Origin of the sequence: Pseudomonas azadiae, from assembly GCF_019145355.1 — a bacterium.
Lineage (GTDB): Bacteria > Pseudomonadota > Gammaproteobacteria > Pseudomonadales > Pseudomonadaceae > Aquipseudomonas > Aquipseudomonas azadiae.
The window spans coordinates 2,891,850-2,910,918 of sequence record NZ_JAHSTY010000001.1; the positions used below are offsets into that span (position 1 = coordinate 2,891,850).

Genomic DNA, 19,069 nt, shown 5'->3' on the forward strand with positions numbered 1-19,069 from the left:
CGGGGCGTGTTAAATTTTTAGGTCAATACCAAACAAATGTGGGAGCTGGCTTGCCTGCGATAGCGGAGTGTCAGGCGACATCAAGGTTGATGTTCGACCGCTATCGCAGGCAAGCCAGCTCCCACAGGAGATAGCATTAGCCAACTGAATTGTGGATAACTCAGGTTTTCTTGATTTTGACCGGGCGCTTCCAGCCGTCGATGTTGCGTTGGCGGGCGCGGGCGACAGCCAGTTGTGACTTATCCACATGCTGGTTGATGGTAGAGCCTGCTGCGGTGCTGGCGCCATCGTCGAGGGTAACCGGAGCCACGAGCGAATTATTGGAACCGATGAACACGTCTGCACCAATGGTGGTGTGGTGCTTATTCGCGCCATCGTAATTGCACGTGATGGTGCCGGCGCCAATGTTGGTACGCGCACCCACAGTCGCATCGCCGAGGTAGGTCAGGTGGCCGACCTTGGCCTCGTCGCCCAGCCTGGCGTTTTTCATTTCAACAAAATTGCCCACGTGCGCCTTGGCCCCTAGCACGCTCCCCGGACGCAACCGCGCGAACGGGCCGGCATCACTGCCCTCGCCCATCACGGCGCCATCGATGTGGCTGTTGGCTTTCACCACCACACCTTTTCGCAACGTGCTGTCCTTGATCACGCAGTTAGGGCCAATCACCACGTCGTCTTCGATGATCACGCGACCTTCGAGGATCACGTTGATGTCGATCAGCACGTCGCGGCCGACGGTGACTTCGCCGCGCACATCGAAGCGGGTCGGGTCACGCAAGGTCACGCCCTGGGCCATCAGGCGGCGACCTTCGCGCAGTTGGTAATGGCGTTCAAGTTCCGCGAGCTGCTTGCGGTCATTGGCGCCCTGCACTTCCATCGGGTCGTGAGGTTGCTCAGTGGCGACCAACAGGCCATCGCTGACAGCCATCTCGATGACGTCAGTGAGGTAGTACTCGCCCTGGGCGTTGTTGTTGGACAGGCGGCTCATCCAATCAGCGAGCTTACTGGCCGGCACCGCCAGAATCCCGGTGTTGCCTTCGGTGATGGCGCGCTGGGCTTCGCTTGCATCCTTGTGCTCAACAATGGCTGCGACCTTGCCGTCGGCGTTACGCACGATACGTCCGTAGCCGGTGGGGTCATCCAGTTCAACGGTGAGCAGGCCCATCTGGCCAGGCACCACGTGCTTGAGCAGGCGTTGCAGGGTCTCTACTTCGATCAGCGGCACGTCGCCGTAGAGGATCAGCACGGTGTCGGCGGTAATGAACGGCACGGCCTGTGCGGTGGCATGGCCGGTACCGAGTTGTTTGTCCTGCAAAACGAAATTCAGGTCGTCAGCGGCCAGGCGCTCACGCACCGCATCGGCACCGTGGCCGATCACCACATGGATGCGTTGTGGGTCGAGTTGGCGGGCGCTGTGGATAACGTGACCCAGCATGGAGTTGCCGGCAACCGGGTGCAGCACCTTGGGCAGGGCTGAACGCATGCGGGTGCCCTGGCCTGCGGCGAGAATTACGATTTCAAGAGACATGAATGGCTACCAATCCTGGGCGGTCCGGCTTCAGACCAGAGAAGTGTTTTGCAAAAAAAGAAAAAGGGTAGCCGAGGCTACCCTTTTTAATCAATCGCGCATTAAGCATGACGGCATCGCCGTTTACTTCTTGCGGATCTGCTGGAGCGTCCGCAGCTGGGCTGCGGCTTCGGCCAGACGGACTGCAGCAGCGCTGTAGTCGAAGTCTGCGCCTTTTTCGTTCAGCGCCTTCTCGGCAGCCTTTACGGCTTCCTGAGCAGAGGCTTCATCCAGGTCGCCAGCACGTTGCACGGTGTCGGCAAGTACCTTGACCATGTTCGGCTGAACCTCGAGGAAACCACCGGAGATGTAAAACACCTCACGTTCCCCGCCTTGCTTGGTCAGAGTGATCGGACCTGGCTTCAAGCTGGTAATCAGCGGGGCGTGACCCATGGCGATACCAAGATCACCCAAGTCGCCGTGCGCTGTTACAAACTCGACCAGACCGGAGAAGATTTCCCCTTCCGCGCTGACGATATCGCAATGGACTGTCATAGCCATCTGATTGCCTCAACCTGATGAGCGCCCGTTTCCGGGCGCCAGGATTACAGTTTCTTGGCTTTCTCGATCGCTTCTTCGATGCCGCCGACCATGTAGAACGCTTGTTCTGGCAGGTGGTCGTAGTCACCGTTGAGGATGCCTTTGAAGCCAGCAATGGTGTCTTTCAGGGAAACGTATTTACCCGAGGCACCGGTGAAGACTTCAGCCACGAAGAACGGCTGCGACAAGAAACGCTGGATCTTACGAGCACGGTTTACCAACTGCTTGTCGGCTTCCGACAGCTCGTCCATACCCAGGATCGCAATGATGTCCTTCAGTTCTTTGTAACGCTGCAGCACGTACTGAACGCCGCGAGCGGTGTCGTAGTGCTCCTGGCCGATCACGTTCGGGTCCAGCTGGCGCGAAGTCGAGTCGAGTGGATCGACCGCTGGGTAGATACCCAGGGAAGCGATGTCACGGGACAGTACGACGGTGGCGTCCAAGTGGGCGAAGGTGGTGGCTGGCGACGGGTCGGTCAAGTCATCCGCAGGTACGTATACCGCTTGGATCGACGTGATCGAACCTTCCTTGGTCGAAGTGATACGTTCTTGCAGAACGCCCATCTCTTCAGCCAGGGTCGGCTGGTAACCTACTGCCGAAGGCATACGGCCCAGCAGTGCGGATACTTCAGTACCGGCCAGGGTGTAACGATAGATGTTGTCGACGAACAGCAGAACGTCGTTACCTTCGTCACGGAACTTCTCGGCCATGGTCAGGCCGGTCAGTGCCACGCGCAGACGGTTGCCCGGCGGCTCGTTCATCTGACCGTAGACCAGTGCCACTTTGTCCAGAACGTTGGAGTCCTTCATCTCGTGGTAGAAGTCGTTACCCTCACGGGTACGCTCACCCACACCGGCGAACACGGAATAACCGCTGTGCTCGATGGCGATGTTACGGATCAGTTCCATCATGTTTACGGTCTTGCCGACACCGGCACCACCGAACAGACCGACTTTACCGCCTTTGGCGAACGGGCAAACCAGGTCGATAACCTTGATGCCGGTTTCCAGCAGGTCGTTGCCGCCCGCTTGTTCGGCGAACGAAGGTGCTGGACGGTGAATGCCCCAACGCTCTTCGGTGTCGATCGGACCGGCTTCGTCAATCGGGTTGCCCAGTACGTCCATGATCCGGCCCAGGGTCGCTTTACCGACCGGTACGGAGATGGCTGCGCCAGAGTCGATAACGTCCAGACCGCGCTTCAAGCCTTCGGTGGAACCCATCGCAATGGTACGAACTACGCCGTCGCCCAGCTGCTGCTGAACTTCCAGAGTAGTGTCCGCGCCTTGTACTTTCAGCGCGTTGTAGATGCTCGGTACGCTGTCGCGTGGGAATTCCACGTCGATAACGGCGCCGATGATTTGAACGATACGTCCGCTACTCATAGCTGGATCCTCTGAATATTTGAACCGTTAAACCGCGGCAGCGCCGCCGACGATTTCCGAGATCTCTTGGGTGATCGCAGCCTGACGCGCCTTGTTGTAGATCAGCTGCAAATCGCTGATCAGATCACCGGCGTTATCGGTAGCGTTTTTCATCGCGATCATCCGCGCCGCTTGTTCAGCTGCGTTGTTCTCGACCACCGCCTGGTACACCTGCGACTCCACGTAGCGCACCATCAAGCCGTCAAGCAGCTCTTTGGCGTCTGGTTCGTAGAGGTAGTCCCAGTGGTGCTTGAGTTCCTGATCCGGAGTCGCCACCAGTGGAATCAATTGCTCCACGGTTGGCTGCTGGGTCATGGTGTTGATGAACTTGTTGGATACCACAGAGAGGCGGTCAATACGGCCTTCCAGATACGCATCCAGCATCACCTTCACACTGCCGATCAAATCATTGATCGACGGCTCTTCACCCAGGTGGCTGATAGCTGCAACGACGTTACCGCCGAAGTTGCGGAAAAAGGCCGCACCCTTGCTACCTACAACACACAGATCGATCTCGACGCCGTTTTCGCGGTTTACCGCCATGTCCTTGACCAGGGCCTTGAACAGGTTGGTATTCAGGCCACCGCACAAACCACGGTCACTGCTCACTACCACATAACCCACGCGCTTGACGGCGCGCTCGATCATGAAGGGGTGGCGGTATTCCGGGTTGGCGTTGGCCAGATGCCCAATTACCTGGCGGATACGTTCCGCATAAGGACGGCTAGCAGCCATGCGCATTTGTGCCTTGCGCATTTTGCTGACCGCCACTTTTTCCATGGCGCTGGTAATTTTTTGCGTGCTTTTGATGCTCGCAATCTTACTGCGAATCTCTTTTGCGCCTGCCATGTAACACCTATCAGGTTAGCAAGCGGGAGCCTTGCGGCTCCCGCTGCGGCTTACCAGGTTTGGGTGGCCTTGAACTTCTCGATACCGGCTTTCATGCCAGCGTCGATATCGTCATTGAAGTCACCCTTCACGTTGATCTTCGCCATCAATTCGGCGTGATCGCGGTTGAAGTAAGCAATCAGCGCTTGTTCAAAGCTGCCGACCTTGGCGATTTCAACGTCGGTCAGGAACCCACGCTCAGCGGCATACAGCGACAACGCCATGTCAGCGATCGACATTGGGGCGTATTGCTTCTGCTTCATCAGCTCGGTAACGCGCTGACCATGCTCAAGTTGCTTACGGGTCGCTTCGTCCAGGTCAGACGCGAACTGGGCAAATGCCGCCAGTTCACGGTACTGAGCCAGAGCGGTACGGATACCACCGGAGAGCTTCTTGATGATCTTGGTCTGAGCGGCACCACCCACACGGGATACCGAAACACCGGCGTTCACAGCAGGACGGATCCCGGAGTTGAACATGGCCGATTCCAGGAAGATCTGACCGTCGGTGATGGAAATCACGTTGGTCGGAACGAACGCGGAAACGTCGCCAGCCTGGGTTTCGATGATCGGCAGTGCGGTCAGGGAACCGGTTTTGCCGGTCACTGCGCCGTTGGTGAACTTCTCTACGTACTCTTCGGAAACGCGGGATGCGCGCTCCAGCAGACGGGAGTGGAGATAGAACACGTCGCCTGGGTAAGCTTCACGGCCTGGTGGACGGCGCAGCAGCAGGGAAATCTGGCGGTAAGCCACTGCTTGCTTGGACAGATCGTCATAAACGATCAGCGCGTCTTCACCGCGGTCGCGGAAGAATTCACCCATGGTGCAACCGGAGTACGGTGCCAGGAATTGCAGCGCAGGAGATTCCGATGCACTGGCAGCCACGATGATCGTGTTGGCCAGGGCGCCGTTTTCTTCCAGCTTGCGAACCACGTTGGCGATGGTCGATTGCTTCTGACCAATGGCGACGTAGACGCAGAAAATGCCGCTGTTCTTCTGGTTGATGATCGCGTCGATCGCCAGAGCGGTTTTACCGATCTGACGGTCACCGATGATCAGCTCACGCTGGCCACGGCCGACCGGGATCATGGCATCGACAGCCTTGTAGCCAGTCTGTACAGGCTGGTCTACCGACTTACGCCAGATCACGCCTGGAGCAACTTTCTCGACCGCGTCGGTCTCGGTGTTGCCCAGTGGACCTTTACCGTCAACAGGGTTACCCAGTGCGTCGACTACGCGACCCAGCAGTTCCTTACCAACCGGAACCTCCAGGATGCGGCCTGTGCACTTGGCGCTCATGCCTTCAGCCAGACTGGTGTATGCGCCCAATACAACGGCACCTACGGAGTCTTGCTCCAGGTTGAGGGCCATACCGTAGACGCCGCCCGGAAACTCGATCATCTCGCCGTACATGACGTCGGCCAGACCGTGAATCCGCACGATGCCGTCAGATACGCTGACGACAGTGCCTTCGTTACGGGCTTGGGAGGTCACATCGAGCTTGTCGATGCGGCCCTTGATAATTTCACTTATTTCGGAAGGATTGAGTTGCTGCATTGCTCTGCTGCCCCTTCAAACTCAAGATTTCAATGCTTCGGCAAGTTTCGCGATTTTGCCGCGAATCGAGCCATCGATAACCAGGTCGCCGGCGCGGATAACGACACCACCAATCAGGGATGCGTCCTCCGTAGCTTGCAGGCGCACTTCCCGATTGAGTCGTGCACTGAGAACCTTGGCGAGTTTGTCTTGCTGTTCTTGGTTCAATGCAAAGGCACTGGTCACTTCAACGTCTACCGATTTCTCTGCTTCGGCCTTGTACAGGTCGAACAGAGCGGCAATCTCCGGCAGTAGCGGGAGACGGTCGTTTTCGGCAACGACATTGATGAAGTTCTGCACCTTCACATCAAACTTGTCGCCGCACACTTCAATAAAAGTGGCGGCCTTGTCTGCGCTCGTCAGGCGCGGGGCCTTGAGCACGCTCTGCATGGTGTCGTCTTGCGACACTGCTGCAGCCAGGCCGAGCATGGCTGACCAAGAGGCCAGCTGCTGGTGGGCCTGGGCGTGCTCGAAGGCTGCCTTAGCGTAAGGTCGGGCCAACGTGGTCAGTTCTGCCATGATCGCCCTCGCTTAAATTTCAGCAGCCAGTTTGTTAACCAGCTCCGCGTGCGCGTTTTGATCGATTGTGGCACCGAGGATCTTCTCGGCACCGCCGACCGCCAGAGCACCCAATTGGGCACGCAGCGCGTCTTTGACGCCGTTCAGTTCCTGTTCGATCTCGGCATGAGCCGAAGCCTTCACACGGTCAGCTTCGACGCGGGCTTTTTCAACAGCCTCTTCGACGATCTGGTTACCGCGCTTCTTGGCTTGCTCAATGATTTCAGCTGCCTGTGCTTTAGCATCGCGCAGTTGAAGACCCACTTTTTCTTGGGCCAACTCCAGGTCGCGAGCTGCACGGCTGGCAGCGTCCAAACCATCCGCGATCTTCTTCTGACGTTCGTGCAAAGCCGCGATGACCGGAGGCCACACGAACTTCATGCAAAACACTACAAAAATGAAGAACGCAACGGATTGGCCAATCAGGGTTGCATTAATGTTCACGCCAACACCTCGCTCATTCGTTGTCCATCACCCCAATCAACTCGAAAATTCGAGTGATCAGCCAGCGAGTTGACCAACGAAGGGGTTCGCGAAGGTGAAGAACAAAGCGATACCAACGCCGATCATGGTCACGGCGTCGAGCAGGCCGGCGACGATGAACATTTTAACTTGCAGCATTGGGACCATTTCTGGCTGACGCGCTGCGCCTTCCAGGAACTTGCCGCCCAGCAGGCCGAAACCAATGGCAGTACCCAGGGCGCCCAGGCCGATCAACAGTGCAACAGCGATAGCGGTTAGACCAACTACAGTTTCCATCTTTCCTCCCGACTTTTACGTCGTATGGTTTAGGTTTTTTAGATTTTAAAGCGGTAAAACAAATCGTTTCATAGCCCGGTAGGGCCCACCTTCCCGTTTCACCGGGAAGGACATCAGACTAGTCGAGACTGGTCTTAATGGTTCTCTTCGTGCGCCATCGACAGGTAAACGATGGTCAGCATCATGAAGATAAAGGCCTGCAGGGTGATGATCAGGATGTGGAACACAGCCCACGCCCACTGCAGAACAATGCCCAGGCCGCTAAGCCAGAGCAGGCCGCTGCCGAACATCACAGCGATCAGAATGAACACCAGTTCGCCGGCATACATGTTGCCGAACAGTCGCAGGGCCAGGGAAATCGGCTTGGCGACCAGGGTCACGAATTCCAGCAGGAAGTTCACCGGGATCAGCAGGGCTTGAACGAAGATGTTCTTGCTGCCGAACGGGTGCAGGGTCAGTTCGCCGATGAAACCGCCGATGCCCTTGACCTTGATGCTGTAGAAAATGATCAGCGCAAACACCGACAGGGCCATGCCCAGAGTCGCGTTCGGGTCAGTGGTCGACACGGCACGGAATGGAATGTGCGCGTCGCCGGAGATCAGGATGGCCAGTTGAGGAATCCAGTCGACCGGGATCAGGTCGACGGCGTTCATCAGGAACACCCAGACGAAGATGGTCAGCGCCAGCGGTGCGATCACCGGGCTACGGCCATGGAAGCTGTCTTTCACGCTGCCATCGACGAATTCGACCAGTACTTCAACGAAGTTCTGCAACGCACCTGGCTGACCGGAAGTCGCCTTCTTTGCCGCCATGCGGAAAATCAGGACGAAGATCAGACCCAATGCGACCGACCAACCCAGAGTGTCCAGGTGGAAAGCCCAGAAACCCATTTCCTTGGCTTCTGCTGCGGTGTGGGCAAAGCCCCAGCCGCCGTTGGGAAGCTGACCGAAGGTCAGGTTCTGCAAGTGGTGCTGGATATAGCCCGAAGCGGTTGTTTCTGCCATGGTTGCCTCAAACGCCCTAAGGTTTCGAAAGTCTTGTTTTCATCAGCAGGGGAGCGAACCAGCTGACCAGTTGGGTCAACACGAAGACGCCGAATACAGCCAGCGGCGCCAATGGCTTCACACCTGCAAAGGTCAATGCAAACAGCACTGCCGTCAAAATCAGTTTGCCCGCCTCGCCGGCATAAAAAGACCGGACGATAGCTTGGGCTGCTCGGGCGCCGGAAAACCGAAAGGCCCTGTGAGCAAAATACATATTGGGCAGCAAGGCTATCAGGCCTCCGCAAAGTCCTGAATACCCGGCTACGACTCCATGCCCGTACCAAAGCGCCAAAGCGGCGATCAGCAAGATGACAAACTGAGCCAGCAATACCGGGAAAACGGCCAAGCGATGGAACGGCAACGTGTTTGGCGTGCGGGTTTCCATCACTCTTGCTCCTCAATGGTCGGCTGCCGGAAATCAATAACTTGGCATAATTTGTGCCGACAAAATGCGCGCAGAGTATAGGGGCGGTTCAGCCCCTATTCAACTGCCGGGTAGTGATTTCCGATCACGCGCTACATAAGCAAATGTTTCAGCGGATGTGGGCAAGGACGCCCTGAAGCTCATCGAGGGAGTTATATCCGATGACCAATTGCCCTTTGCCTTTCTTGCCGTGGCGAATTTGCACCGCGGAGCCCAGGCGCTCGGCCAGGCGCTGCTCGAGACGGGCGATATCCGGATCAGGTTTGGCAGCTTCGACCGGAGCCGGTTTACCGCTTAGCCACTGGCGAACCAAGGCCTCTGTCTGACGAACGGTCAAACCTCGTGCGACAACGTGTCGCGCCCCCTCAACCTGTTGATTTTCCGGTAAACCGAGCAAGGCTCGAGCGTGGCCCATCTCCAGGTCGCCATGGGACAGCATGGTCTTGATGACTTCCGGCAGCGCGATCAGGCGCAGCAGGTTCGATACCGTCACGCGGGACTTACCCACAGCGTCGGCCACCTGTTGCTGAGTCAGCTGGAACTCCTGCTGCAAACGCTGCAAGGCGATCGCTTCTTCGACCGGGTTGAGGTCTTCGCGCTGGATATTCTCGATCAGTGCCATGGCGATGGCGGTTTCATCCGGCACATCGCGCACCATGGCCGGGATGGTCTCCTTGCCGGCCTGCTGGCTCGCGCGCCAGCGGCGTTCGCCGGCGATGATTTCAAAGCGGCCGTCACCGATGGGGCGCACTACGATCGGCTGCATCACGCCCTGGGCCTTGATCGAATTGGCCAGTTCTTCCAGCGCCTGGGGGTCCATGTCCCGGCGGGGCTGGTATTTGCCGCGCTGGATCAGGTCCAACGGCAAGTGTTGCAGCTCGCGTTCGTCGGCCTGCACCGCTTGTTCTTCAAGCGATGTGACGGTCGGACCACTCAACAGTGCATCCAGTCCACGTCCGAGACCTCGTTTCTTGACGGCCATGGGGATTCCTTAAGTTGGCTGGGCTGCTGGGGTGCGTGAATTGCGGCGTTGACGACGGACCATCTCGCCGGCCAGCGCCAGGTAGGCGATGGCACCGCGCGATGTCTTGTCGTACGCCAGCGCGGGCATGCCGTAGCTGGGCGCTTCGGCCAAGCGGATGTTACGTGGAATCACCGTGTCGTAGAGCTGATCGCCGAAGTGCTCCTTGAGCTGCGCCGACACATCGTTCATCAGGCTCAGGCGCGGATCGTACATGGTCCGCAGCAGGCCTTCGATCTGCAGGTTCGGGTTGAGCAGCTCGGCGATACGCTTAATGTTATCCACAAGATCGCTCAAGCCTTCCAAGGCGAAGTACTCGCACTGCATGGGAATGATCACCCCATCGGCGGCCACCAGGGCGTTGAGCGTCAGCATCGACAGCGATGGCGGGCAGTCGATCAAAATGTAATCGTAGTTGTCGCGGATCGGCGCCAAGGCGCTGCGCAGACGGCTTTCTTTCATCTGCATTTCCAGCAGCACCACTTCCGCCGCGGTCAGATCGCGGTTGGCCGGCAGCAGTTGATAACCGCCGTGCTCGGAGAAATGCATGGCCTGGCCCAGGTCGCACTCGCCAATCAGCAAGTCGTAGACCGAATTTTCCAGGCCGTGTTTATCCACACCGCTACCCATGGTGGCGTTGCCCTGTGGATCGAGATCGATCAGCAGCACCCGACGCTTGGTCGCGACAAGGGATGCTGCGAGGTTGATGCAGGTGGTGGTTTTGCCCACGCCACCCTTCTGGTTCGCTATCGCGAATACCTTAGCCATTCTTGCTTGTGTTCCCAATCATGCCGTGCGGCGCAGTATCAGCAGATGGCGTTGGCCTTGGCAACCGGGTACGGCCAAGGCGTGTTCGCTATCGAGGTGGAAGTCCGGCGGCAATGCTAACAGCTCATCGCTTGGATGGACGCCCTTCATTGCCAGCCAGCGGGTGTCGCGGTCGCCCAGGTGTCGAGTCCAATTGCTGAAGTTCTCCATGCTGCTGAACGCCCGGGAAACGATTCCACTGAAAGGCTGTTCAGGCGTGAAAGTTTCAACGCGACTGTGGATAACCTGCAGGTTGTCCAGCTTGAGTTCGAGTTTGACCTGGGTCAGGAAGCGGGTTTTCTTGCCATTGCTGTCCAGGCAAGTCACTTGCGACTCGGGAAACAGGATGGCCAAGGGTATGCCGGGCATGCCGCCGCCGCTGCCGACGTCCAACCAGCGGCCGTTTTCGATAAACGGCATGACGCTCAGGCTGTCGAGCAAGTGGCGGGAAACCATTTCGTCCGGATCACGCACCGCCGTCAGGTTGTAGGCTTTGTTCCATTTGATCAACAGGGCCAGGTAACCCAGCAGCAGTTGCTGCTGGGCATCGGTCAGTTCAACGCCCAGCTGGCGCGCCCCTGTGGATAACTCTTCGGCGTGTTGCGAGGTGTCCAACGAACTCAAGCGCTTTGCTCCAACTGACGGCCCGCGCCGCGTTTTTTCAAATGGATCATCAGCAGCGAAATGGCTGCCGGGGTGACGCCAGGGATACGTGACGCCTGGCCCAGGGTTTCCGGCCGGGTTATCCCCAGCTTGCTTTGAATCTCTTTCGACAGCCCGGAAATACCGGTGTAGTCGATATCTACAGGCAGCTTGGTGTCTTCACTGGCGCGCAGGCGGGCGATTTCGTCCTGCTGGCGGTCAATGTATCCGGCGTATTTGGTCTTGATCTCGACCTGCTCGGCGACTTGTGGGTCTTCAGCGCCGTGGCCCGTCACTTCGACCAGGCCGGCGTAATCGATTTCCGGACGGGACAGCAGGTTCAGCAAGTTATATTCGTGGGTCAGCGGCGTGCCGAATTTTTCGGCGATCGCATCGCCCTGCTCGGTTCCCGGGCGAACCCAGGTACTTCTCAGGCGCTGTTCTTCCAATGCAATGCTTTCGCGTTTTTTGCAGAAGGCTTCCCATCGCGCGTCATCGACCAGGCCAAGCTCGCGGCCTTTTTCCGTCAGGCGCAAGTCGGCGTTGTCTTCGCGCAGGATCAGGCGATATTCGGCACGGGACGTGAACATCCGGTACGGTTCCTGAGTGCCCAGGGTAATCAGATCGTCGACCAATACGCCGATATACGCCTCGTCGCGACGCGGGCACCAGCTGTCTTTGCCCTGCGCACGCAGTGCGGCGTTGGTACCGGCCAGCAAACCTTGGGCGCCGGCTTCTTCGTAACCGGTGGTGCCGTTGATTTGCCCGGCAAAGAACAGCCCGCCGATCACTTTGGTTTCAAGGCTGTATTTCAAGTCACGCGGATCGAAGTAATCGTATTCGATGGCGTAGCCCGGACGCACGATGTGTGCGTTTTCCATGCCGCGAATCGATTGCACGATCTGGATCTGCACGTCGAACGGCAGGGAAGTGGAAATCCCGTTCGGGTACAGCTCGTGGGTGGTCAGCCCTTCGGGCTCGATGAAGACCTGGTGGCTTTCCTTGTCGGCAAAGCGGTGGATCTTGTCTTCGATCGACGGGCAATAACGCGGGCCGATGCCTTCGATCACCCCGGAATACATCGGTGAACGGTCGAGGTTCGCTGCGATGATTTCGTGAGTGCGCGCGTTGGTATGGGTAATCCAGCAACTGACCTGTTTCGGGTGCTGCGCTTTGGACCCCATGAACGACATGACCGGTATTGGCGTGTCGCCGGCCTGTTCTGTCATCACCGAGAAATCCACGGAACGCCCGTCGATACGCGGCGGAGTCCCGGTTTTCAAGCGGCCCACGCGCAGGGGCAGTTCACGCAAGCGTTTTGCCAGGGCAATCGACGGTGGATCACCAGCGCGGCCACCGGAATAGTTCTGCATACCGATGTGGATAAGTCCGCCAAGGAACGTACCGGTGGTCAACACCACGGATTCTGCGTGGAACCGCAGGCCCATCTGCGTGACAACGCCGCGTACCTGGTCCTGCTCGACGATCAGGTCATCGGCAGCTTGTTGAAATATCCACAGGTTTGGCTGGTTCTCCAGGGTTTCGCGTACTGCCGCCTTGTACAAGATGCGGTCAGCCTGTGCCCGCGTAGCACGTACGGCCGGGCCTTTACGGCTGTTGAGCACGCGAAATTGGATACCACCTTTGTCGGTAGCCATGGCCATGACGCCGCCCAGGGCGTCGATTTCCTTGACCAAGTGGCTTTTGCCGATGCCACCAATGGCGGGGTTGCAACTCATTGCACCAAGGGTTTCCACGTTATGCGTCAGCAACAGGGTTTTTACACCCATGCGTGCTGACGCCAGTGCTGCCTCGGTACCGGCATGACCGCCGCCGATGACGATCACTTCAAAACGGGAAGGGAAATCCACCACGCACCTCGTGCCTGCTTATGTAGGTAATCAGGAATTGTCTGTTGAAAGAGTTTTTGAGCAATGGCGGCAAGTATAGGGACTTAGCCCTCCCTAAAGAACCCTTTGCACAAAATTTAACCAGCTGTGGATGAATCACAGACAATAGAAATTAAAAGAGAGAAATTTATTAAATCTTTGTTTTTATGTTTATTTCTACTGAGCACCTTTTCTGTGGATAGATCTCTACAGGACTCTAAATACAACGTGTACAGCGATTCAAAAGTCTGTGGTCATGTGCCGATGAGGCCCTTGGATAAGTGCTTTAAGCCTGTTGATTAAACAGGTGGTTATCCACAGAGGGGTTTTTACTCAGGTTTCAGGCCCTGTTATCAACTGGGCACAGGGGTGGTTATTCACAGGGCTTAATCCACCCAAATCACCGAACCTGAGCCGATTTCGCCCACCACGCGGCCGACCGAAGCGAAAAACTCGGCGGTGTCTGCGGCAAAAAGAGATCTATTGTGAGAAAAGGCCGGCGCAGTTAATAATAGCCATTATCATTAACCCGCCTTGTCAGCCCTTATGTCCCCTCCTTCACACACAGCTGCGGTCCGGTATATCTACGAGCAACACCATTCCTGGTTGCATGGGTGGCTCAAAGGAAAGCTGCATAACGCCTGCGATGCGGCCGATGTGGCGCACGATACGTTCGTGCGGATTCTGGGTGGGCGGCATGCGGCGCAGATCATCGAGCCAAGGGATTATCTGGCGACGATTGCCAGGGGCCTGGTGATTGACCGTTACCGTCGACGTGCCATCGAGCGGGCATACATACAGACCTTGGCCGAACGCCCTGAAGCCACCGCCATCAGTGAAGAAGACAAAGCCATCATTATCGAGACGCTGGTGGCTGTGGATAAAGCCTTGTGCGGGCTTGGTGAGCGAGCCCGGCGAATCTTCATGCTGTCGCAGTTGGAGGGGCTGACTTATCAACAGATCGCCGATCAATTGCAGGTTTCGCTGACCACGGTGAAGAAGCACATGATTCGCGCACTGACTGAGTGCGCACTGACCATGGCCAGCCTGTAATGGCTATTCCCGATCGCAAGACCTTCGAGGCGGCTGCCAGTTGGTACGTGCAGTTTCAATCCCAAGCCCCCTCAGCCGCCGAACGCCAGGCCTGGCAGCAGTGGCTTGATGGTGACCCTTCCCACGAGGCGGCATGGAACCAGATGGACCAATTGCAGCGGAATCTTGGGGCCCTGCCACCGGATTTATCGCGCCGGGCGTTATCGGCCACGCAGCAACGGCGACAGGTACTGAAGTGGATGCTGGTGCTGGGCGGTACCGGGTATCTGGGTTGGACTGCTCAACAACACACGTCACTTGGGAATATCTGGGCCGACTACAAGACCTCCGTAGGCGAACGCAGACGTATCGAATTGGCCGACGGTACGCGGATTGACCTCAATACCAACACGGCGATTGACGTGGTGTTCGACGGACGCCAGCGCTTGATCCGTCTGCGTGAAGGTGAAGTACTTATCCACACTGGTAAGTCGGGTGGGCAACTCCCCTTTTATGTCGAGACACGACAAGGTCGAGTCCAGGCATTGGGCACCCGGTTTACCTTACGCCAGTTGCAGGATGCCACCCGCGTCGGCGTTCTGGAGGACCGGGTGAGTGTGGAGCCGAGGGACCGGCCCAACCACGTCCGGCTGCTGGGCGCCGGTGAAAGCGCGGACTTTGATCGCCACGATGTAGGACCGAACCAGGCGTATCGCACATCCCAGGCTGCCTGGACCGATGGCCAGTTGATCGTGCTGGACGCTCGGCTCGGGGATGTGATCAGTGAGCTTGCACGCTATCGCCCAGGCGTACTGCAATGCGACTCCGCCTCGGCACGCCTGCGTGTTTCCGGGACCTTGCGCCTGGACTCTTCCGATGCGGTACTCGCCAACCTGCAGGCCACGTTGCCGATTCAAGTGAAGTATTTCACCCGGTATTGGGTTTCGGTGAAGCACACCGGCTGAACGCAAAAATATCCACAAGGGGGTTATCTTTTTTTTGCCTGGCACGGCCCTCCAGGTAATTACGACCCAACCTTCAGGGCTAACCCACCTATGCGCCTTCCCAACACATTCCGCCAACGCCTTTCCTGTCACGGCATCACCTGCAGCTTGCTGCTCGGTACGGCGGCCACCGCCGGTACGGTACTCACGACCGATGCCATGGCTGCGAGCGCTGTGCAGCACTACGCCATCGCTGCCGGTCCGCTGGATAGGGCGTTGAGCCAGTTCGCCGCGAAGGCAAACGTGATTCTGTCTTTCTCTCCCCAACAAACCGTGAGTTTGAACACGCCAGGGGTGGAAGGTGATTATTCGGTGGACCAGGGTTTTGCACTGCTGCTGCAAAACTCCGGGTTGCAGGCTGTGGTCCAGGCGCCCGGCAGCTACGTCCTGCAGGCCGTTCCTGCGGGCGAGCTCACACTCGCGCCTACCACCGTAAGCACTTATCAACAGGGCGGTTTCAATCAGGAGATTGCCGGGGATGTCGGCTACAAGGCGCAGAACAGCCGGATTGGCACAAAAACCAGTACGCCTTTGTCAGAAACGCCCCGCTCGGTTTCGGTAGTCACCGGCCAGCGCATCAAAGACCAGAAGTCTCAGACACTGACTGAAGTATTGGGTTATGTGCCGGGTATCTTCGCGCCGCCGTTTGCCGCCGGCGACGGCCTTGCGGGTGATCTGTTTTTCATTCGCGGTTTCAATGCCACGGATTACGGCTACGGCCTGCTGCGTGATGGCCTGCGTGTACAAGGCAATCGGTATGACACGACCAGCGAGCCCTATGGCCTGGAACGGGTCGAGATCTTCCGTGGGCCCTCCTCCCTGCTTTACGGTGAAAACGCGCCAGGCGGTCTGGTAAACCTGGTGAGCAAACACCCTACCGCCACGCCGCAGGGCGAGGTTCAACTCGGTTATGGTTCTAACAACCGGCGCCAGGTGGGTGTGGATATCTCGGGTCCACTCAACGACAGCGACAACATCCTGGGGCGGGTGGTGATGCTCGGTCGCAAGTCGGACACGCAAACCGACCATGTTCCGGACGATCGTCTGTACATCGCCCCTTCCCTGACCCTGAACTTCGATGACTACAACACCCTCACCCTGTTGGCCAACTACCAGAAGGACCACACCAACCTGGAACTTGGCTTACCGGCAGCAGGCACCTTGCTTGCGAATCCAAACGGCAAGCTCTCCAAGCACACCATGCTGGGCGATCCGGACTGGAACACCTTCGAACGCGAGTCTTGGAGCACCGGCTACGAATTCAGCCACAGCTTTAACGACGATTGGCAGTTCCGCCAGAATTCTCGCTACATGCAGTCGCGCATCAACCGCCATGAGACCTGGCCTGGGGCCCTGAATAATCGCGGCTTCGGGACTCAACTGAACATGACCGCCTACGACCGCTATAACAAATCGATGGTCTACTCTCTGGATAACCAGCTGGAAGGCAAGTTCCAGGTCGGCGGGCTGGACAATACCCTGCTGTTCGGCGCCAGTTATGACCGGACCTCTTTCAGTCAGGACTGGGACGCCGGCTCCGCCGGCACCATCAATGTGTATAACCCTGTGTACCTGCGTGACCCGCTTACGCCAATCGCAGTGCAAAACACCCTGCTCGAACAGCAGATGAAAGGCGTTTATGCACAGATCCAGAGCAAATATGACCACTGGCTGTTTTTGCTCGGCGGTCGTCAGGACTGGGTCGACAGCGATTTTCGCGACAAGGTGAACAAGGCCGGCAATACCGGTTCCGAAGACCGAAAATTCACTTATCAGGGCGGGTTGATGTACCAGTTCGACAACGGCCTCACGCCGTATGTCAGCTATTCCACCGCGTTTGTCCCGGTGCAGCAGATCTCCAACGCTGGTGCACCGTTAAAGCCGATTACCAGTAGCCAATATGAAGTGGGCGTGAAGTACGAGCCGATCGGCTGGGATACAGCGATGACCGTGTCGGTGTATGACTTGCGCAAGAGAGACGACACCTATCTCGATGCCACCACCAATAGCTATCGCCAAGTGGGAGAAAGCCGGGCCAAGGGGGTGGAAGTCGAGGTAAACAGCAACATCACGCCCAACCTGAACCTGACGGCGGCCTACACCTACACTGATGCACGGATCACCAAGGACTCGGCTGCATCGCTGGTCGAGGGGCGCCAGATGACCGGCGTGCCACGCAACCAGGCTTCAGTGTGGGGCAAGTACCGTTTCCTCGACGGCCAACTCAAAGGTTTGTCCGTGGGCGGCGGCGTGCGTTACTTCGACAGTACTTTTTCTTACACCGCACCGACGCTCTACGGGAAGTTGGACGCAGGAAGCGTCACTTTGGTGGATGCGGCCGTCGGCTATCAGATCGACAAACACTGGTCGGTCGACCTGAATGCCAAGAACCTTTTCGACAAGGAATACGTGTCTGGCTGCAACGACGCAGGGCGATGCTATTGGGGGGATAGCCGTACCCTGCTCGGTACGGTGTCCTACAACTGGTGAGTGCTGTGGATAACCGGCCTACTTGCCGATGCAGAAGCTGGAGAAGATGCGCCCCAGCAAATCATCGGAGCTGAATGCACCAGTGATCTCGCCCAACAGCTGCTGCGCCTGACGTAGATCCTCAGCCAGCAGCTCCCCTGCCCCCGCCAGGGTCAATTGCGCCCGGCCGTGCTCCAACGCTGCGCTCGCATGGCGCAGCGCCTCCAGGTGCCTGCGGCGAGCACTGAAGCTGCTTTCAGACGTCTGCTCGTAGCCCATGCAAGCCTTGAGGTGCTCGCGCAGCAATTCCAGGCCATTTCCCGCCGACTTGGCGCTCAAGCTGAGGGTGACGTGGCCATCCGCACTGGTTTGCATGGCAATGGCTTCGCCTGTCAGGTCAGCCTTATTGCGGATCAAGGTGACTTTGGCCGGGTCCGGCCGTTGTTCCAGGAATTCCGGCCATAGGGCAAAAGGATCCACAGCTTCGGGCGCCGTAGCATCCACTACCAGCAACACACGATCTGCTTCGCCGATGGCTTTGAGCGCGCGTTCCACGCCGATTTTCTCCACCTGGTCTTCGGTATCGCGCAAACCGGCGGTGTCGACCACGTGCAGGGGCATGCCATCGATGTGGATATGTTCGCGCAATATATCCCGGGTGGTACCGGCAATCTCGGTGACGATGGCGGCTTCACGCCCAGCCAGCGCATTGAGCAAGCTGGATTTGCCTGCATTGGGCCGGCCTGCGATCACGACCGTCATACCGTCGCGCAGCAACGCACCCTGGCCGGCCTCGCGAAGAACTGTGGATAACTCATCGCGCACCTTATCCAGCATTGTCAGGACATGGCCGTCGGCAAGAAAATCGATTTCTTCCTCAGGGAAGTCTATCGCTGCCTCGACGTAAATGCGCAGGCTGATCAATTGCTCGGTCAAGTTATGCACACGCAGTGAGAACGCGCCCTGCAGCGAACGCAGCGCATTACGTGCGGCCTGTGCAGAACTGGCTTCAATCAAGTCGGCAATAGCCTCGGCCTGGGCCAGGTCGAGCTTGTCGTTCAAGAACGCACGCTCGCTGAATTCCCCTGGCCGCGCCAAGCGGCAGCCCAATTGCAGACAGCGCTGCAGCAGCATATCCAGCACAACAGGGCCGCCATGTCCCTGCAATTCCAGGACATCTTCGCCCGTAAACGAGTTCGGCCCTGGAAAATAAATAGCCAGGCCTTCGTCCAGTACGCTGTGGTCAGCATCCAGGAACTGCCCGTAATGGGCGTAGCGCGGCTTCAACTCACGCCCACTGATGGCTTTTGCTGCCACGCCCGCGAGCGGTCCGGAAATTCGAACGATACCGACACCGCCGCGACCTTGAGCGGTGGCGACAGCAGCGATGGTTTCACGAGGAGCGCTCAT

18 protein-coding genes are annotated in these 19,069 nt (G+C 57.9%); 3 read left to right on the plus strand and 15 right to left on the minus strand.

Going from position 1 to position 19,069, the window contains the following annotated elements:
• Positions 1 to 160 precede the first annotated feature (160 nt).
• From glmU to mnmG, 14 genes are all read right to left on the minus strand, one after another.
• Complete coding sequence (gene glmU / locus KVG91_RS13180; RefSeq protein ID WP_169375277.1) at positions 161 to 1,528, minus strand: bifunctional UDP-N-acetylglucosamine diphosphorylase/glucosamine-1-phosphate N-acetyltransferase GlmU; 1,368 nt, start codon at positions 1,526 to 1,528, stop codon at positions 161 to 163.
• A gap of 123 nt (positions 1,529 to 1,651) precedes the next feature.
• Positions 1,652 to 2,068: a F0F1 ATP synthase subunit epsilon gene (locus KVG91_RS13185; RefSeq protein ID WP_003195825.1), complete on the minus strand. Its 417-nt coding sequence runs from the start codon at positions 2,066 to 2,068 to the stop codon at positions 1,652 to 1,654.
• 44 nt (positions 2,069 to 2,112) lie between these two features.
• Positions 2,113 to 3,489, minus strand: coding sequence for a F0F1 ATP synthase subunit beta (gene atpD, locus KVG91_RS13190; RefSeq protein WP_057725772.1), 1,377 nt, complete (start codon positions 3,487 to 3,489; stop codon positions 2,113 to 2,115).
• 27 nt (positions 3,490 to 3,516) lie between these two features.
• Positions 3,517 to 4,377: a F0F1 ATP synthase subunit gamma gene (atpG, locus tag KVG91_RS13195; RefSeq protein WP_003195829.1), complete on the minus strand. Its 861-nt coding sequence runs from the start codon at positions 4,375 to 4,377 to the stop codon at positions 3,517 to 3,519.
• Between the two features lie 50 nt (positions 4,378 to 4,427).
• Positions 4,428 to 5,972, minus strand: a complete 1,545-nt coding sequence (gene atpA, locus KVG91_RS13200; RefSeq protein ID WP_003177064.1) for a F0F1 ATP synthase subunit alpha — start codon at positions 5,970 to 5,972, stop codon at positions 4,428 to 4,430.
• 21 nt (positions 5,973 to 5,993) lie between these two features.
• Positions 5,994 to 6,530, minus strand: a complete 537-nt coding sequence (locus KVG91_RS13205; RefSeq protein ID WP_169375276.1) for a F0F1 ATP synthase subunit delta — start codon at positions 6,528 to 6,530, stop codon at positions 5,994 to 5,996.
• A gap of 12 nt (positions 6,531 to 6,542) precedes the next feature.
• Positions 6,543 to 7,013 carry a F0F1 ATP synthase subunit B gene (locus KVG91_RS13210; RefSeq protein WP_169375275.1) on the minus strand — a complete coding sequence of 157 codons (471 nt, stop codon included), beginning with the start codon at positions 7,011 to 7,013 and terminating at the stop codon, positions 6,543 to 6,545.
• A 57-nt stretch (positions 7,014 to 7,070) separates the two neighbouring features.
• Positions 7,071 to 7,328, minus strand: a complete 258-nt coding sequence (gene atpE / locus KVG91_RS13215; protein ID WP_002555987.1) for a F0F1 ATP synthase subunit C — start codon at positions 7,326 to 7,328, stop codon at positions 7,071 to 7,073.
• Positions 7,329 to 7,462: 134 nt separating this feature from the next.
• Positions 7,463 to 8,332: a F0F1 ATP synthase subunit A gene (gene atpB / locus KVG91_RS13220; RefSeq protein WP_057725770.1), complete on the minus strand. Its 870-nt coding sequence runs from the start codon at positions 8,330 to 8,332 to the stop codon at positions 7,463 to 7,465.
• Positions 8,333 to 8,348: 16 nt separating this feature from the next.
• Positions 8,349 to 8,756 carry a F0F1 ATP synthase subunit I gene (locus tag KVG91_RS13225; RefSeq protein WP_003177069.1) on the minus strand — a complete coding sequence of 136 codons (408 nt, stop codon included), beginning with the start codon at positions 8,754 to 8,756 and terminating at the stop codon, positions 8,349 to 8,351.
• A gap of 148 nt (positions 8,757 to 8,904) precedes the next feature.
• Positions 8,905 to 9,777 carry a ParB/RepB/Spo0J family partition protein gene (locus KVG91_RS13230; protein ID WP_076952155.1) on the minus strand — a complete coding sequence of 291 codons (873 nt, stop codon included), beginning with the start codon at positions 9,775 to 9,777 and terminating at the stop codon, positions 8,905 to 8,907.
• Positions 9,778 to 9,786: 9 nt separating this feature from the next.
• Positions 9,787 to 10,584, minus strand: coding sequence for a ParA family protein (locus KVG91_RS13235; RefSeq protein ID WP_169375274.1), 798 nt, complete (start codon positions 10,582 to 10,584; stop codon positions 9,787 to 9,789).
• Between the two features lie 18 nt (positions 10,585 to 10,602).
• On the minus strand, positions 10,603 to 11,247 hold the full coding sequence (gene rsmG, locus KVG91_RS13240) for a 16S rRNA (guanine(527)-N(7))-methyltransferase RsmG (protein WP_169375273.1): 645 nt from the start codon (positions 11,245 to 11,247) through the stop codon (positions 10,603 to 10,605).
• Entirely contained in the window at positions 11,244 to 13,136 is a 1,893-nt protein-coding gene (gene mnmG, locus KVG91_RS13245) for a tRNA uridine-5-carboxymethylaminomethyl(34) synthesis enzyme MnmG (protein WP_169375272.1), read from the minus strand. Before mnmG ends, rsmG begins: the two co-directional genes overlap by 4 nt.
• 564 nt (positions 13,137 to 13,700) lie before the next feature.
• Here mnmG and KVG91_RS13250 point away from each other — a divergent pair.
• From KVG91_RS13250 to KVG91_RS13260, 3 genes are all read left to right on the plus strand, one after another.
• Positions 13,701 to 14,207 carry a sigma-70 family RNA polymerase sigma factor gene (locus KVG91_RS13250; RefSeq protein ID WP_169375271.1) on the plus strand — a complete coding sequence of 169 codons (507 nt, stop codon included), beginning with the start codon at positions 13,701 to 13,703 and terminating at the stop codon, positions 14,205 to 14,207.
• Positions 14,207 to 15,151, plus strand: a complete 945-nt coding sequence (locus KVG91_RS13255; RefSeq protein WP_169375270.1) for a FecR domain-containing protein — start codon at positions 14,207 to 14,209, stop codon at positions 15,149 to 15,151. The genes KVG91_RS13250 and KVG91_RS13255 overlap by 1 nt, the downstream gene beginning before the upstream one ends.
• Before the next feature lie 90 nt (positions 15,152 to 15,241).
• Positions 15,242 to 17,680 carry a TonB-dependent siderophore receptor gene (locus KVG91_RS13260; protein WP_169375269.1) on the plus strand — a complete coding sequence of 813 codons (2,439 nt, stop codon included), beginning with the start codon at positions 15,242 to 15,244 and terminating at the stop codon, positions 17,678 to 17,680.
• Positions 17,681 to 17,698: 18 nt separating this feature from the next.
• On the opposite strand, the gene mnmE is transcribed toward KVG91_RS13260, so the two are convergent.
• Positions 17,699 to 19,069 (minus strand): tRNA uridine-5-carboxymethylaminomethyl(34) synthesis GTPase MnmE, encoded by a 1,371-nt coding sequence (mnmE, locus tag KVG91_RS13265; protein WP_169375268.1) that lies wholly within the window; start codon positions 19,067 to 19,069, stop codon positions 17,699 to 17,701.

Excerpts from the sequence above, each read along its gene's own strand:
- mnmE (WP_169375268.1), bottom strand. The coding sequence starts at position 19,069 with ATGAGCGCTCCTCGTGAAACCATCGCTGCTGTCGCCACCGCTCAAGGT.
- atpG (WP_003195829.1), bottom strand. The coding sequence starts at position 4,377 with ATGGCAGGCGCAAAAGAGATTCGCAGTAAGATTGCGAGCATCAAAAGC.
- atpB (WP_057725770.1), bottom strand. The coding sequence starts at position 8,332 with ATGGCAGAAACAACCGCTTCGGGCTATATCCAGCACCACTTGCAGAAC.
- KVG91_RS13235 (WP_169375274.1), bottom strand. The coding sequence starts at position 10,584 with ATGGCTAAGGTATTCGCGATAGCGAACCAGAAGGGTGGCGTGGGCAAA.
- KVG91_RS13250 (WP_169375271.1), top strand. The coding sequence starts at position 13,701 with ATGTCCCCTCCTTCACACACAGCTGCGGTCCGGTATATCTACGAGCAA.
- KVG91_RS13230 (WP_076952155.1), bottom strand. The coding sequence starts at position 9,777 with ATGGCCGTCAAGAAACGAGGTCTCGGACGTGGACTGGATGCACTGTTG.
- glmU (WP_169375277.1), bottom strand. The coding sequence starts at position 1,528 with ATGTCTCTTGAAATCGTAATTCTCGCCGCAGGCCAGGGCACCCGCATG.
- atpA (WP_003177064.1), bottom strand. The coding sequence starts at position 5,972 with ATGCAGCAACTCAATCCTTCCGAAATAAGTGAAATTATCAAGGGCCGC.
- KVG91_RS13205 (WP_169375276.1), bottom strand. The coding sequence starts at position 6,530 with ATGGCAGAACTGACCACGTTGGCCCGACCTTACGCTAAGGCAGCCTTC.
- KVG91_RS13260 (WP_169375269.1), top strand. The coding sequence starts at position 15,242 with ATGCGCCTTCCCAACACATTCCGCCAACGCCTTTCCTGTCACGGCATC.
- KVG91_RS13255 (WP_169375270.1), top strand. The coding sequence starts at position 14,207 with ATGGCTATTCCCGATCGCAAGACCTTCGAGGCGGCTGCCAGTTGGTAC.
- KVG91_RS13185 (WP_003195825.1), bottom strand. The coding sequence starts at position 2,068 with ATGGCTATGACAGTCCATTGCGATATCGTCAGCGCGGAAGGGGAAATC.
- atpE (WP_002555987.1), bottom strand. The coding sequence starts at position 7,328 with ATGGAAACTGTAGTTGGTCTAACCGCTATCGCTGTTGCACTGTTGATC.
- KVG91_RS13225 (WP_003177069.1), bottom strand. The coding sequence starts at position 8,756 with ATGGAAACCCGCACGCCAAACACGTTGCCGTTCCATCGCTTGGCCGTT.
- atpD (WP_057725772.1), bottom strand. The coding sequence starts at position 3,489 with ATGAGTAGCGGACGTATCGTTCAAATCATCGGCGCCGTTATCGACGTG.